12 protein-coding genes and 1 pseudogene are annotated in these 14228 nt (G+C 73.3%); 11 read left to right on the forward strand and 2 right to left on the reverse strand.

Annotation, left to right across the window (positions count from 1 at the left end):
* The first annotated feature begins 194 nt into the window (after positions 1 to 194).
* The 11 genes from ACZ34W_RS16515 (at position 195) to ACZ34W_RS16565 (ending at position 10945) form a co-directional block, all read left to right on the forward strand.
* On the forward strand, positions 195 to 1967 hold the full coding sequence (locus ACZ34W_RS16515; RefSeq protein ID WP_465604613.1) for an ABC transporter transmembrane domain-containing protein: 1773 nt from the start codon (positions 195 to 197) through the stop codon (positions 1965 to 1967).
* Between the two features lie 43 nt (positions 1968 to 2010).
* Positions 2011 to 3783 (forward strand): ABC transporter ATP-binding protein, encoded by a 1773-nt coding sequence (locus tag ACZ34W_RS16520; RefSeq protein ID WP_465604616.1) that lies wholly within the window; start codon positions 2011 to 2013, stop codon positions 3781 to 3783.
* 178 nt (positions 3784 to 3961) lie between these two features.
* The gene (locus ACZ34W_RS16525; protein ID WP_329490736.1) at positions 3962 to 4207 is read left to right on the forward strand and encodes a LapA family protein; all 246 of its coding nucleotides are present in this window, start codon (positions 3962 to 3964) and stop codon (positions 4205 to 4207) included.
* On the forward strand, positions 4204 to 4968 hold the full coding sequence (locus tag ACZ34W_RS16530) for an amino acid ABC transporter ATP-binding protein (RefSeq protein WP_359806889.1): 765 nt from the start codon (positions 4204 to 4206) through the stop codon (positions 4966 to 4968). Before ACZ34W_RS16525 ends, ACZ34W_RS16530 begins: the two co-directional genes overlap by 4 nt.
* 25 nt (positions 4969 to 4993) lie before the next feature.
* Positions 4994 to 5872 (forward strand): glutamate ABC transporter substrate-binding protein, encoded by an 879-nt coding sequence (locus ACZ34W_RS16535; protein ID WP_465604717.1) that lies wholly within the window; start codon positions 4994 to 4996, stop codon positions 5870 to 5872.
* 12 nt (positions 5873 to 5884) lie between these two features.
* Positions 5885 to 6529, forward strand: a complete 645-nt coding sequence (locus tag ACZ34W_RS16540; RefSeq protein WP_329490737.1) for an amino acid ABC transporter permease — start codon at positions 5885 to 5887, stop codon at positions 6527 to 6529.
* Positions 6526 to 7389: an amino acid ABC transporter permease gene (locus tag ACZ34W_RS16545; protein WP_465604622.1), complete on the forward strand. Its 864-nt coding sequence runs from the start codon at positions 6526 to 6528 to the stop codon at positions 7387 to 7389. The genes ACZ34W_RS16540 and ACZ34W_RS16545 overlap by 4 nt, the downstream gene beginning before the upstream one ends.
* A 111-nt stretch (positions 7390 to 7500) precedes the next feature.
* Positions 7501 to 8415, forward strand: coding sequence for a LysR family transcriptional regulator (locus ACZ34W_RS16550; RefSeq protein WP_329490739.1), 915 nt, complete (start codon positions 7501 to 7503; stop codon positions 8413 to 8415).
* A 116-nt stretch (positions 8416 to 8531) separates the two neighbouring features.
* Positions 8532 to 9098, forward strand: a complete 567-nt coding sequence (locus tag ACZ34W_RS16555; RefSeq protein WP_329490740.1) for a cysteine dioxygenase family protein — start codon at positions 8532 to 8534, stop codon at positions 9096 to 9098.
* 13 nt (positions 9099 to 9111) lie between these two features.
* Positions 9112 to 10149, forward strand: a complete 1038-nt coding sequence (locus ACZ34W_RS16560; RefSeq protein WP_465604720.1) for a YeiH family protein — start codon at positions 9112 to 9114, stop codon at positions 10147 to 10149.
* A gap of 85 nt (positions 10150 to 10234) precedes the next feature.
* The gene (locus ACZ34W_RS16565; protein WP_329490741.1) at positions 10235 to 10945 is read left to right on the forward strand and encodes a spermidine synthase family protein; all 711 of its coding nucleotides are present in this window, start codon (positions 10235 to 10237) and stop codon (positions 10943 to 10945) included.
* 55 nt (positions 10946 to 11000) lie between these two features.
* On the opposite strand, the gene ACZ34W_RS16570 is transcribed toward ACZ34W_RS16565, so the two are convergent.
* On the reverse strand, positions 11001 to 13271 hold the full coding sequence (locus tag ACZ34W_RS16570) for a glycosyl hydrolase family 18 protein (RefSeq protein WP_465604627.1): 2271 nt from the start codon (positions 13269 to 13271) through the stop codon (positions 11001 to 11003).
* A gap of 323 nt (positions 13272 to 13594) precedes the next feature.
* A pseudogene (locus ACZ34W_RS16575) lies at positions 13595 to 14228 on the reverse strand (hypothetical protein); the annotation flags it as partial.

Genomic DNA, 14228 nt, shown 5'->3' on the forward strand with positions numbered 1-14228 from the left:
GGGGCGCGCGACGCGGAAAACCTGTTGCGCAGCTCACAGTCGCCTTGGCAGGCTCGCTGCCATGACCTCCTGAGCAGCCCCCCGGCCGTGACAGCACCGGCCCCATCCTCCCCTTCCCCCACCACGTGCTCCCGGCGCCACCGCGCGACGAGCACGTCGTCGCCATTCGCCCGCACCACCCCCGACGGAGCGTCATGCCGCTCAAGACCCTGCCGCTGGCCGATCCCGGCGACCCGGATCTCTCCTCCCCCCTCGCCTTCCTGCGCTGGCTGCAGCGCAGCCAGCGGCGCGGGCAGGTGCTCGCCACCTGCTGGTCGCTGCTGGAGATGGGCAGCCGGGCGGCCCTGCCGCTCCCGGTGGGCCTCGGTGTCCAGGCCGCCGTGGACGGCGACGCCGCCGGCCTCCGGTGGGCCGGTGCCGCCGTGCTGGCCCTGGCCGTCGTCGCCGCCTTCGGTGCCGTCATGCTGCACCGCCAGGCGGTGTGGAACTGGATCCACGCCGCCACCCAGGTCCGCCAACTGGTCTCCCGTCAGGCCTCCCACCTGGGCGCCGGGCTGTCCCGGCGGATCGCCACCGGTGAGATCGTCGCCGTCGGCAGCGGGGACGTCGAGAAGATCGGCTGGTACGTCGAGCTGGTCGCCCGGCTCCGCGGCGCGGTGCTGGTCTGGCTGGCGGTCAGCGCCGCGGTGCTGGTCGCCGAGCCCGTGCTCGGCCTCGCCGTGCTGCTCGGCGTTCCGGTGCTGGCCGCCTCCGTCTGGCCGCTGCTCGGCCCCTTCGAGCGGCGCTACTCCGAACAGCGCGCGCTCGGCGGCAAGGCGACGGAGCTGGCCGCCGACACCGTGGCCGGGCTCCGGGTGCTCCGCGGCATCGGCGGCGAGGAGCTGTTCCTCGACCGCTACCGGGCGGCCTCCCAGAAGGTCCGCGCGGCCGCCGTCCGCTCGGCCCGGGTCTGGTCGCTGATGCAGGCCCAGCAGGTCCTGCTGCCGGGCCTCTTCGTGGTCGGCGTCACCTGGTACGGGGCCCGGCTGGCCGCGGACGGGGAGATCGGCATCGGCACCCTCGTCGCGGTGTACGGCGCCACCGCCTACCTGGCCGCGCCGCTGCGCATCCTCGGCGAGGCCGCGCACGCCTGGAGCGTCGCCCGGGTCTCCGCGGGGCGGGCCGTCCGGGTGCTCTCGCTCAGCCGGACGACCGGCACCGCCGAGGCCGTGCTCACCGGGCCGGGCCGGGCCGACCTGTTCGACCCGGTGACCGGGCTGACGCTGCGGGCCGGTGAGCTGACCGCCGTCGTCTGCGGCGACCCGGACTTCGCCGGGGCGCTGGCCGGCCGGCTCGGCGGGCACGTCCCGCTGGGCGAGGGGGAGCGGGCGCAGCCCTCCGTCCGGCTCGGCGGCACCGAGCTGGACGCCGTGCCGCTGGCCGAGGCCCGGGCGGCGGTGCTGGTCCACGACAAGGAGCCGGTGCTGCTCTCCGGCACGCTGGCCGAGCTCTTCGACATCCCCGCCTCGGGCCGGGTCACCCCCGCCGAGGCGCTGGCCGCCGCCCGCGCCGAGGACGTCCTGGACGCGCTGGTGGACGGCTCGCCCGAGTGCGCGGGGGACGCCATGCGGGCCGGGATCACCGAGCGCGGCCGCTCGCTCTCCGGCGGCCAGCGCCAGCGGCTGGCGCTGGCCCGCGCCCTGCTGGCCGACCCGCCGGTGCTCGTCCTGGACGAGCCCACCAGCGCGGTCGACGCCCACACCGAGTCCCGGATCGCCACCGGGCTGCGTGCGAGCCGCGAGGGGCGCACCACGGTGGTGTTCGCCACCAGCCCGCTGCTGCTCGACCAGGCGGACCGGGTGGTGCTGCTCCAGGGCGGCCGGGCCGTCGCGGCCGGCCGCCACCGCGAGCTGATGCGCACCGAGCCCGCCTACCGCGCCGTGGTCACCCGCGACGAGGAACCGGTCGCCGTCGGGGAGGGCGTATGAGCCCCGCACCCGTCCGCCGCCCCGCCCAGCCGAGGAGCACCGCATGAAGCCCCCCGCCCATCAGGAGCAGGGACCGGCCACCACCCTGCCGGTCGGCTCGCCGGCCACCGTCCGCGCCTACCTGCGGCTGCTCGCCCGGCGGCACCGCGCCGGCTTCGGCGCCGTGGTGGGCCTGCACTCGGTGGCCACCGTGGCCGGCCTGGTCGGGCCCTGGGTGCTCGGCACGCTGGTCGAGTCGCTGGCCACCGGCACCGCCGGGTCCACCATCGCGGTGGCCGTCGCCTGGTACCTGCTGGCCCTGGTGGTGCAGTCGGCCTTCACCTGGTGGTCCCGGCTGCGCGGCAGCGTCCTCGGCGAGCGGGTGCTGGCCGACCTCCGGGAGGACTTCCTGGTCCGGTCGGTGACGCTGCCGACCGGTGTGCTGGAGCGGGCCGGCACCGGGGACCTCGTCTCCCGGGGCACCACCGACATCGACCGGCTGGACAAGTCGGTCCGCGAGGCGGTGCCCGAGCTGGCCGTCGCCGTGGTCTCGCTGCTGCTGGTGCTCGGCGCCCTGGTGGTGACCTCACCACTGCTCGCGCTCACCTCGCTGATCGGCCTGCCGCTGCTGCTGGCCAGCTCGCGCTGGTACTTCCGGCGGGCCCCGCAGTCCTACCGCAACGAGTCGGCCGGCTACGCCGCGGTCAACACCGTGCTGGCCGAGACGGTCGACGCCGGGCGGACGGTCGAGACGCTGCGCCTGGGCGACGACCGGGTCCGGCTCACCGACCGCAAGCTCGGCGAGTGGCTCGCCTGGGAGCGGTACACCCTCTGGCTGCGCTCGGTCTGGTTCCCGACCATCGACGCGGTCTACACCCTGGCCGTGCTCGGGACGCTGGTGCTCGGCGGCCTGTTCACGCTGGAGGGCTGGATCACCGTCGGCCAGCTGACCACCGGGGTGCTCTACGCCCAGGCGCTCACCGGCCCGGTCGACCTGATCCTGCGCTGGTACGACGAGCTGCAGATCGGGCAGGCCTCGCTGGCGCGACTGGTCGGGGTCCGCGAGGTGCCCGAGCACGAGAGCGACGAGTCCGCCCACCCGGACGGCCGGCACGTGCGGGCCGACGAGGTCCGGTTCGGCTACCGCGAGGGCGCCGACGTGCTGCACGGGATCAGCCTGGACGTCGCCCCGGGCAGCCGGGTCGCCCTGGTCGGTCCCTCCGGTGCGGGCAAGTCCACCCTGGGGCGGCTGCTGGCCGGGATCTACGCGCCCGGCCGGGGCAGCGTGACGCTGGGCGGGGCGCCGCTCTCGCGGATGCCGGCCGAGCGGGTCCGGGCCGAGGTGGCCCTGGTCAACCAGGAGCACCACGTCTTCGTCGGCACCCTGCGGGACAACCTGCGCCTCGCGGCGCCGGACGCCGCCGACACCGAGCTGCGCGCCGCGCTGGACGCGGTGGACGCCGGGGAGTGGGTTGACGCGCTGGCGCAGGGGCTGGACACCGAGGTCGGCTCGGGCGGCACCGCGCTGACCGCTCCGCAGGCGCAGCAACTCGCGCTGGCCCGACTGGTGCTGGCCGACCCGCACACCCTGGTCCTGGACGAGGCCACCTCGCTGCTGGACCCGAGGGCCGCCCGGCACCTGGAGCGCTCGCTCTCGCGGGTGCTGGAGGGCCGGACGGTGATCGCCATCGCGCACCGGCTGCACACCGCCCACGACGCCGACGTGATCGCCGTGGTCGAGGGCGGGCGGATCAGCGAGTACGGCAGCCATCCGGAGCTGGTCGCCGCGGGCGGTCCGTACGCGGCGCTCTGGCGGTCCTGGCGGGACGAGCGGTAACCGGGGGCGGCAGCGGCCCCCCGGGCGCTCTGCTGCCCCGACCGGCCCCGACCGGCCACCGGTGGCCGGCCGCTCCCGGTGACACAGCGCAAACCCGCACGGGGCAGGGTTGCCCCGTGCGGGTTACTCCCGGGCGCGTAACCGGACAAGTCGGTCGATCGGCCCGCAGACTGCGCGTGTGACCAAGATTTCAGACGGCTCCTCCAGCACCCGGCGCAGCGAGATCGGTGGCGTCCCCACCCGGTACATCGGGATCGGCGTCATCGTCGTGCTCGCGGTGTGGTTCCTGTTCGCCAACCTCGACAAGGTGAAGATCCAGTTCTGGGTGTTCACCGTGACCGCGCCGCTCTGGATCGCGCTGCTCGCCACCCTGCTCGCGGGTGGTGCGCTGGGGTGGTTGCTGAAGGGGCGGAGCACCAAGTGACGGCACCGCCGGGGGCGTCCGCCTTCGAGCCGCTGATCGAGCTGCGGGGCGTCAACAAGCACTTCGGCGAGCTGCACGTGCTGCAGGACATCGAGCTGACGGTGGGACGCGGCGAGGTCGTGGTGGTGATCGGGCCCTCCGGCTCCGGCAAGTCCACGCTCTGCCGGGCGATCAACCGCCTGGAGCCGATCGAGTCGGGCAGCATCTCGATCGACGGCAAACCGCTGCCCGCGGAGGGCAAGGGGCTCGCCCTGCTGCGCGCGGACGTCGGGATGGTCTTCCAGTCCTTCAACCTGTTCTCCCACAAGACCGTGCTGCAGAACGTCTCGCTGGCGCAGATCAAGGTCCGCGGCCGGCCGCGCGCGGAGGCGGACGCGAAGTCCCGGGCCCTGCTGGAGCGGGTCGGGCTGGTCGCCCAGGCGGACAAGTACCCGGCGCAGCTCTCCGGGGGCCAGCAGCAGCGCGTCGCGATCGCCCGGGCGCTCGCCATGGAGCCCAAGGCACTGCTCTTCGACGAGCCCACCTCCGCCCTCGACCCCGAGATGATCAACGAGGTGCTGGACGTGATGCGCCAGCTCGCGCACGAGGGCATGACCATGGTGGTGGTCACCCACGAGATGGGGTTCGCCCGCGCGTCGGCCAATCGGGTGGTGTTCATGGCCGACGGGCGGATCGTCGAGGACCGTGCCCCCGAGGACTTCTTCGGCGCGCCGGAGAGCGAGCGCGCCCGGGACTTCCTGTCCAAGATCCTGAAGCACTGAGGCGGGCGCCGTGACGAGGAAGTGGATGCTCGCCGCCGCGGCCCTGATCGTGCTGCTGGCCGGCTGCGGCAAGGAGGGCACCCCGCCGCCGAAGGGTCCGCAGCCCAGCGCGCTGCCCAGCTACCAGGTGCGGGACGCCGCCGGCATCACCGGTTCGCCCACCCTGGACGCGGCGCGCGCCCGGGGCCACCTGGTGGTGGGGGCCAAGGAGGACCAGCCCTACCTCGGGCAGAAGAACCCGGCCACCGGGGAGTACTCCGGCTTCGACATCGAGATCGCCAAGATGGTCGGCGCCGACCTGGGCTTCGCGCCCGACCGGATCGAGTTCCGGACGATCGCCTCCGCCAACCGGGAGACCGCCCTGCAGAACGGGCAGGTGGACTACTACGTCGGCACCTACACCATCAACGACAACCGCAAGAAGCTGGTCGGCTTCGCGGGGCCGTACTACCTGGCCGGCCAGTCGCTGCTGGTGCGCGAGAACAACGACACCATCCACGGCCCGGAGGACCTGAACGGCAAGAAGGTCTGCTCGGCGGCGGGCTCCACCCCGTACCAGCGGATCCAGAAGCAGTACCCCGACGTCAAGCTGATCGGCTACGACACCTACTCGGCCTGCGTGGACAACCTGATCACCGGCCAGGTGGACGCCGTCACCACGGACAACACGATCCTGATGGGCTACGCGGCCAAGGTGCCGGACGAGCTCAAGGTGGTCGGGCCGCTGTTCTCCCAGGAGCCGTACGGGATCGGGACGCCGAAGGACGACACCGTGCTGCGCTACGCGCTGGACGACGCCCTGGCGCACCACGAGGAGAACGGTGACTGGAAGCGGGCCTACGACGCCACCCTCGGCCTGTCCGGGGTGCCCGCGCCGGCCCCGCCGCCGATCGACCGGTACTGAGAGGGCCGCCCCGTGAAAACGCTGACCGACAACTGGTCGACCTACTGGGAGGGCTTCCTCGGCACCCTCTCGCTGTTCGTGGTGAGCGCCGTGCTCGCCCTGGTGCTGGGCGTGCTGATCGCCGGCTTCCGGGTCTCGCCGGTGCGGCCGCTGCGGGTGTTCGGGACGGTCTGGGTGACGCTGCTGCGCAACACCCCGCTGACCCTGCTCTTCTTCATCGTGGTGCTGGGCCTGCCGCGGTTCGACATCACGCTGCCGTTCTTCACCTTCGCGGTGCTCGCGCTCGGCTGCTACACCTCGGCGTTCGTCTGCGAGGCGATGCGCGCGGGGGTCAACACCGTGCCCAGCGGCCAGGGCGAGGCGGCCCGGAGCCTGGGCATGACCTTCGGGCAGACGATGAGCCTGGTGGTGCTGCCGCAGGCGTACCGGTCGGTGGTCGCCCCGATCGGCAGTGTGATGATCGCGCTGGCCAAGAACACCGCGATCGCCGGCTCGTTCAGCGTGACCGAACTGCTCGGCAGCTACCGGACCATCAACGAGCTGGGATACAGCATCATCTGGACCTTCGTCTGGATCGCCGTCGGCTACCTGATCATCACCCTGGCCGTCAGCGCGCTCTTCAACGTGCTGGAACGACGAGTGGCGGTGTCGCGATGACGGTGGAATCCTCGGCGCTCTACGACATCCCCGGCCCCAAGGCGCTGGCCCGGCACCGGCTGTACGGGCTGATCGCGCTGGTCGCGATCGTCGCGCTGATCGGGTGGATCGTCTACATGCTGTTCCACACCGAGCAGTTCACGTACCAGAAGTGGACGGCCTTCGAGTACGAGGGCGTGCAGGACCTGCTGCTGCGCGGGCTGGGGAACACGCTCAAGGCCTTCGGATGGACGGTGCTGTTCGCGCTGCCGTTCGGCGCGCTGTTCGCGGCCGGGCGGCTCTCCGACCACCGGGTGGTGCGCTGGCTCTCCACCCTGGTGGTGGAGTTCTTCCGAGCCATGCCGGTGCTGGTGATGATCTTCTTCATCTTCGTCGCGCTCAAGGTGGAACCGCTCTGGGCGCTGGTGGCCGGTCTGGTGCTGTACAACGGCTCGGTGCTGGCCGAGGTGTTCCGGGCCGGTGTGCTCGCGGTGCCCGCCGGGCAGCGCGAGGCGGCGTACGCGCTGGGCATGCGCAAGACCCAGGTGATGTCCTACGTGCTGGTGCCGCAGGCCAACCGGGCGATGCTGCCGGCCATCATCAGCCAGCTGGTGGTGGCGCTCAAGGACACCTCGCTGGGCTTCCTGATCACCTACGAGGAGTTCCTGCACGCGGGCAAGCTGATCGCCACCAACCTCGACTACGACCTGCCGTTCATCCCCGTGGTGATGGTGATCTCGCCGATCTACATCGGGATGTGCCTGGCGCTCTCCTGGCTGGCCCGGTGGGTCGAGGCCCGTACCCGGCGCAGTCCGAGCACCCAGGGCGGCGCACCGGTCGCCGAGGCCGGACTGGTGCTGGGGCTGCCCCCGGAGGAGTAGGAGCGGCGGGAACGCACCGGAGGAACCATAGGTGCGGGTGGTAATAGCTCCGGCATCTCCAAAGTCTGCTTATGATTCCTGGGACCAGGGGCGCGGGCAGGTGGAGGGGCAGTGGAGCCGGTATTCGACTCGCGGCACATCAGGACCTTCCACGAGGTCGTCCGGGCCGGCTCCTACTCGGCCGCCGCCCGCGAACTCGGCTACACCCAGCCCGCCATCACCCAGCAGATGAAGGCGCTGGAGCGGTCCGTCGGAGTGCCGCTGTTCACCCGGGCCGGGCGCGGGCTGCGCCTCACCGAGGCCGGTGAGGCACTGGCCCGGCACGCCGAACTGATCCTCGGCAGTCTCGCCGCGGCCCAGCAGCAACTCGGCGCGCTCGCCCGGTTGCGCGCCGGGAGGGTCCGGGTCTGCGCGTTCCCGAGCGCCAACGCGACCCTGATACCCCAGGCGATGGCCCGGCTGCTCGCCGAGCACCCCGGGGTCCGGGTCGAACTGCTGGAGGCCGAACCGCCCGACTCCGTGCAGCGGCTGCTGCGCGGCGAGTGCGACATCGCGCTCTCCTTCCGCTACCCGGGCGTCGCCGCCGAGCTGCCGCCCGAGCTGGACGAGATCCCGCTGATGGAGGACCTGCTCACGGTGCTGCTGCCGGTCGGCCACCCGCTGGGCCGCCGGCACGCCGTCCGGCTGGCCGACCTCGACGGCGAGCGCTGGATCGCCGGGTGTCCGCGCTGCCGGGCCAACCTGCTGCACGTCTGCGCGGAGGAGGGCTTCGCACCCGACATCGTCTTCTCCACCGACGACAACCTGGCGGTGCAGAGCCTGGTCGCCGCCGGGGTCGGGATCGCGCTGATGCCCGCGCTGGTGCTCTCCTTCATGTGCCACCGCAAGGTCACCGGGCGCGCCGTCGAGCCGCACCTGCGGCGCCAGGTGAGCGCGTACGTGCTCCGCGAGCACCGCCGGATCCCGGCCACCGCGCTGGTGCTGGACCAGTTGCGGTCCGCGGCGGCCTCGCGGGTGGGCTGCTGATACCCGCCGTTCGACAACCGGCCCGTCGGCCCGGGGTCAATCCATAAGCGGGGTTTGGGGAAGAGCGAAAGAACCCTCCTTGGACGTGATGGGTCGGCCGGGGCCAACCTGCTGGCATGACACCCTCCGCCACGGTCGGCAGCGACCGGCTCACCGAGCGCATGACCGCCCTGGTCGGCGAGATCCGCGCGGTCGTGGATCGCGGCCTGCCGCCGGAACTCACCGCCTACCTGGTCGGTGAGCGACTCGCCCCGCACCTGGGGGACGCCGGCCTGCTCACCGAGGCGCAGCGCGAGGGGGATCCCGACCGCTACCGCCAGCACGTCCTGCACGCCGAGGCCGACGGCGGGTTCTCGGTCGTCGCGCTGGTCTGGCTGCCCGGCCAGGAGACCCCGATCCACGACCACGTCTCCTGGTGCGTGGCCGGCGTCCACCAGGGCAAGGAGAGCGAGACCCGCTACCGGCTGGTGTCCGACGGACGCACCGCCCACCTGGTGGAGACCGAGCACGTGGTCGGCCCGGCCGGCACCGTCGCCGCCTTCGCCCCGCCCGGCGACATCCACCTGGTGCGCAACGCCTGCTCCTCCACGGCCATCTCGATCCACGTCTACGGCGCCGACGTCTCCCGGCTGGGCACCAGCATCCGGCGCGTCTACCGGCTGCCCGCCGACGGGCGGCGGTGAGCCCGCCGTGGCACTGACCCTCCGGGACCGGCCCGTCCGCACCCGCGCACTGCCCCCGCTCGGCGGCGACGTCCCCGGGCTGCTGCTCGCCGCCCTCGGCGTGGCCGCCGCGCTCGCGATCCACCAGGCCGTGCCCGCCGTGCCCAAGCTCACCGCCGCCGTGGTGCTCGGCATGGCCGCCGCCCACCTGCCCGGGCTGCGCCCGGTGGTCCGCGGGGTGGCCCGGCCGGGCCTCTCGACGGCCGGGAAGCGGCTGATGCGGCTCGGCATCGTGCTGCTCGGCCTCAAGCTCGGCCTGGACGACGTGCTCGGCCTCGGCTGGGCCACCGTCGCCATGGTGGTCGCCGTGGTGGCCGCCACCTTCGCCGGGACCGTCTGGCTCGGTCGCCGGCTCGGCCTGCCGGGCGACCAGCCGCTGCTCGTCGCCACCGGGTACTCGATCTGCGGGGCCTCGGCGATCGGCGCGGTCAGCCAGGCCGCAGGCAGCGAGGAGGAGGACGTCGCCGCCTCCGTCGCGCTGGTCACCCTCTGCGGCACCCTGGCCATCGCCGTCCTCCCGCTGCTCCACCAGCCGCTCGGGCTGGACGACGCCGGGTTCGGGCGCTGGGTCGGCGCCAGCGTGCACGACGTCGGGCAGGTGGTCGCCACCGCGCAGACCGGCGGGGCGGGTGCGCTGCGCGAGGCCGTCCTGGTCAAGCTGATGCGGGTGGTGCTGCTGGCGCCACTGGTCGCCGGGGTCGCCGTCGCGATGCGGCGGGCGCGCCGGGGCACCCCCGGGGCCACCGGCGAGCGGCCGCCGATCGTGCCGCTCTTCGTGGCCGGGTTCCTCGCGATGATCGCGCTGCGGACCACCGGCGTGCTGCCCGACCGGGCGCTCACGCTGGCCGGGGACGCGCAGGAGCTGTTGCTGGCGGCCGCGCTGTTCGGCCTCGGCAGCGCCGTGCACCTGCCGACCATGCTGCGCACCGGCGGGCGGATCGCCCTGCTGGGGCTGGCCTCCTGGGTGATGGTCGCCGGCGTCAGCTACGCGGGGGTGCTGATCACGACGTGACCGGCGGGGCGGTGGCCTCGGCTATTGTCGGGCGGGTACTCGTTCGCCGAGCCGTTCTGCACCCGAGCCCGGGAGGAATCGCCGCATGTCCATCGCACTGCCCGCACGGGACGACCAGGAGGCAGTCGTCACCCTCGACCGGCGGGAGGGCCCGTTCGGCGAGGTGGTGCTGCGTCGGCGCGGACGGCACTTCGAGATCATCGCGAACGGCTGCTTCCTGATGGACACCGCCGACGGCCGCTCCGAGCGGTTGCTGATCCAGGCGGCGCTGGACGAGCTGGACCGCACCGGCCCCGCGGTGGAGCGCCCCTCGGTGCTGATCGGCGGGCTCGGCGTCGGATTCTCGCTGGCGTACGCGGTGGCCGAGGCGCGCTGGGGCCGGATCGCGATCGTCGAGCGCGAGAACGCGATCATCGACTGGCACCGGAGCGGCCCGCTGGGTGCCTTCTCCGGCGGCGCGCTGGAGGACGAGCGGGTGGCGGTGCTCCACACCGACCTGCTGGAGTACCTGGCGGCGGCGGACGGCGAGCGCTACGACGCGCTCTGCCTGGACATCGACAACGGCCCGGACTGGACGGTCACCGACTCCAACGCCGGGCTCTACGGCGCCGACGGGCTGGCCGTGCTCTGGCACCGGCTGCGGCCGGGCGGGGTGCTGGCGGTCTGGAGCGCGCAGCCCTCCCCGGACTTCGAGGAGGCGCTGCGCGCGGCGGGCTTCTCGGACGTGGTCACCCACGAGATCGAGGTCGCCCGGGGAGTGCCGGACGTGGTGCACCTGGCCCGGCGCGCCGACTGAGCGCCGCGCCGGGCCGGGTCGTACTGGGCCGGCTGGGCCGGGCTGTACCGGAGGCCTACTTCAGACCGTTGTCCACCGCGGCCATCAGTTCGCCGTTCGGGGTGTCGCCGTCGAAGGCCCACACCATCGCGCCGGCCAGCCCCTGGGACTTGATCCAGGCGGTCTTGCGGGCGATCTCGATCGGGTCGTCGTAGGTGTAGAGGACGGTCCCGTTGTAGATGTACGCGTGGCCGGCCACCGGGTCCCGGTAGATGGTGTAACCGCCGCCGGTGGCCATCTGCTTGAGCTTCTTGTAGTCCTCGAAGCCGGCCTCGTACGTCCCCGGGCCGGGGCCCGTCGCGGTCTGGAACAGGCCGTTGGTGGTGCCGCGCGGCACCCCCGTCCAGCCGCGTCCGTAGAACGGGATGCCCAGGGTCAGCTTGCTCTTCGGAGCGCCGCCGTTGAGGTAGGCGTTGATGGCGATCTCGGAGCTGAACTGCCGGTCCGGGGTGCTCGGGTCACCGGCCGCGAGCTTGATCGCGGACTGCTGGTTGGTGCTCATCTCCCAGCCGCCGTGGTAGTCGTAGCCCTGGATGGTGGCGAAGTCGAAGGCGCCGAACAGCCCGGGGACGTCGATGCCGGCGGTGACCTTCGCCGGGTCGGCCGGGAGGAAGGCGCTCAGCGTGTAGTGCTTGGCGGTGGTGGCGCCGAGGGCGTCCAGCTGGCGGCGGAACTCCTGGGCCAGCAGGGTGTAGTTGGCCTTGTCGGTCGGGCGGAAGATGTTCCCGTCGTGCCCGCCGGAGGCCGGCCACTCCCAGTCGAGGTCGATGCCGTCGAAGATGCCGGCCGCGCTGCCCGGGCCGCCGCGGCCGTCGATGACCGGCAGGTTGCCCTTGATGTACATGTCGATGCAGGAGCTCACCAGCGCCTTGCGGGAGGCGTCGGTGGCGGCCGCGTCGGAGAACCACTTGCTGTACGACCAACCGCCCAGCGAGATCTGGATCTTGAGGTTGGGGTACTTGGCCTTGAGCTGCTTCAACTGGTTGAAGTTGCCCGCCAGCTTCTGGTCCCAGGTGTCGGTGGTGCCGGCCACCGAGCTGCCGGCGTCCCAGCCCTTGCCGAAGTCGGCCCAGGCGTCACCGGCGCCGTCGCCCGCGTTGGGGTCGTTGTCCGGTCCGGCGGCCTTGTTGGTGATGAAGCACTGCTTGGTGGTCGGGTGGATGTTGGCGAAGGCGTAGTTGAGCGTGGTGAGCCGGCCGGCCGAGCCGGAGGTGTCGAGCTGCTTCACGCTGTACCCGCGGGCGTAGATGCTCCACTGGGTGAAGTAGCCGATCTTCAGCGCGCCGGGGTTGCTCCCGCCGGGCTGGGTCTTGCCGGTGACGGCGTTCGACGCGGGGGAGACGTTGCCGGCCGCGTCTCGGGCCTTCACGGTGAAGGTGTACGAGGTGTCCGGAGCCAGGTTGCCCACGGTGGCGGAGGTGCCCGTGACGGTGGCGGCGAGCGCGGTGCCGTTGTAGACGTCGTAGGCGGTGACCCCGGTGTTGTCGGTGCTGGCGCCCCAGGTGAGCGAGACGCTGTTGGCGTCCGAGCCGGTGACCAGCGGGGTGCCGGGGGTGGTCGGTGCCTGGCGGTCCGGGTCGGTCGGCGGTTTGGTGGTGGCGGTGACCGGACCGGCGGCGGCCGAGCGGTTGCCCGCGGCGTCGAAGGCCTGGACGGTGAACTGGTAGGCGGTGCCGGCGGTCAGGCCCTGGACGGTGACCGCCGTGGTGGCGCCGTCCGTGGTGGCGACCTTGGTGGCGCCCTGGAACACGTCGTAGCCGGTGACCCCGACGTTGTCGGTGCTCGCCGTCCAGGCGAGGTCGACGGTGGTCTGGGTGGTGGTGCCGGCCTGGAGGCCGCCGGGTACGGTCGGCGCGCTCTGGTCCCCGCCGGCGCCGTCGCAGGGCTGGCCGTTCAGCTTGCAGTTGAGCAGCGGCTTGTAGGCGCCCGAGTAGGCGATGTTGAAGCCGAAGTTGTACGTGCCGCCCGGCGGCAGGTTGCCGGCCCAGCTGGGGTTCTTGACCGTGACGTGCGAACTCGCCGTGGTGTAGCTCGCGTTCCAGAGCGAGGCGACCGTGTTGGCGGCCGGCAGGTCGAACTCCAGGGTCCAGCCGGGCAGGGTGGCGCTGGAGCCGTTGGTGATGGTGTAGCTGCCCTCGTAGCCGGTGCTCCAGTCGCTGCCCTTCGTGAACGTCGCGGTGGCGGACCCGGCGGCGTGGGCGGCGGTGCTGGGCAGGGAGACGGCGAGCAGCGGGACGATCAGGGTCCCGGCCGCCAGCAGCGGCAGCTTGATCCGACGTCGGCGCATGGTTGTGGCTCCTGTCCTGGGGCCTCCGGGCATGCCGGGTCGCCCCGTTACCTGTGGGGAGGTGTCAGGTGCGTGGAGCAGCGTGCGGGAGCTCCGGGCCGTCGGGCGGCGCGGAACCGGAGACCTCCGGCCGTCGGGGTGCCGTCAGGATCCTGTGCTCCCCGAGGGTAGGGAGCCGGTCGGCAACTGGCAATAGGTCTGTACCAGTTGACGGTGGTGGACATGGCGGGCGGCGCGGCCGCCGGTCGGTGGGGCCGGGCGCGGACGCGCACCGGCGGCCGCCCCTGGTGCGGGACGGCCGCCGGTGCGCGGTGGTCCGGGCCTCAGCCGAAGGGGCTGGTCTCCGGCGCGGCGGCCGGTGCGGCCTCGGGGGCGGCGGGGGCGGGGGTGTCGGCCGGCAGCGGGGCGAAGGGGTTGAAGTCCGGAGGCGGGACCATCACGGGGGTGCCCTTGGGACCGCGCGCCGGGTCGTCCGGCCCGTCCTCGGCCGTCGGCAGGGTGACGGTCGGCGCGGGCACGGTCGGCGGCGCCGAGGGCGGCGGCGGCACGGCGGCGGGCGGCTGCGGGAGGGTGGTGCCGAACGGGTCGCTCGGCCGGTCCTCGGCCGTCACCGTGCCGAACGGGTCGGCGGCCCGGGTGGCGGCCGGTGCGGCCTCGGGGGCGGCGGGGGCGGGGGTGTCGGCCGGCAGCGGGGCGAAGGGGTCGAAGTCCGGCGGCGGGACCATCACCGGCGTGCCCTTGGGGCCCCGCTCCGGGTCGTCGGCGGTCCCGGGCACGGTGGTGTCGGTGAGCGTCGCGGCCTGCGGGGCGAAGGGGTCGAAGTCCGGCGGCGGGACCATCACCGGCGTGCCCTTGGGGCGCCGCTCCGGGTCGTCGGCGGTCCCGGGCACGGTGGTGTCGGTGAGCGTCGCGGCCTGCGGGGCGAAGGGGTCGAAGTCCGGCGGCGGGACCATCACC

The sequence above is a fragment of the Kitasatospora sp. NPDC022856 genome, assembly GCF_055561235.1.

What these genes read in the sequence shown, in the direction of transcription:
- ACZ34W_RS16515 (WP_465604613.1), top strand. Translation starts at nt 195, where the DNA reads ATGCCGCTCAAGACCCTGCCGCTGGCCGATCCCGGCGACCCGGATCTC.
- ACZ34W_RS16520 (WP_465604616.1), top strand. Translation starts at nt 2,011, where the DNA reads ATGAAGCCCCCCGCCCATCAGGAGCAGGGACCGGCCACCACCCTGCCG.
- ACZ34W_RS16535 (WP_465604717.1), top strand. Translation starts at nt 4,994, where the DNA reads ATGCTCGCCGCCGCGGCCCTGATCGTGCTGCTGGCCGGCTGCGGCAAG.
- ACZ34W_RS16545 (WP_465604622.1), top strand. Translation starts at nt 6,526, where the DNA reads ATGACGGTGGAATCCTCGGCGCTCTACGACATCCCCGGCCCCAAGGCG.
- ACZ34W_RS16555 (WP_329490740.1), top strand. Translation starts at nt 8,532, where the DNA reads ATGACACCCTCCGCCACGGTCGGCAGCGACCGGCTCACCGAGCGCATG.
- ACZ34W_RS16565 (WP_329490741.1), top strand. Translation starts at nt 10,235, where the DNA reads ATGTCCATCGCACTGCCCGCACGGGACGACCAGGAGGCAGTCGTCACC.
- ACZ34W_RS16570 (WP_465604627.1), bottom strand. Translation starts at nt 13,271, where the DNA reads ATGCGCCGACGTCGGATCAAGCTGCCGCTGCTGGCGGCCGGGACCCTG.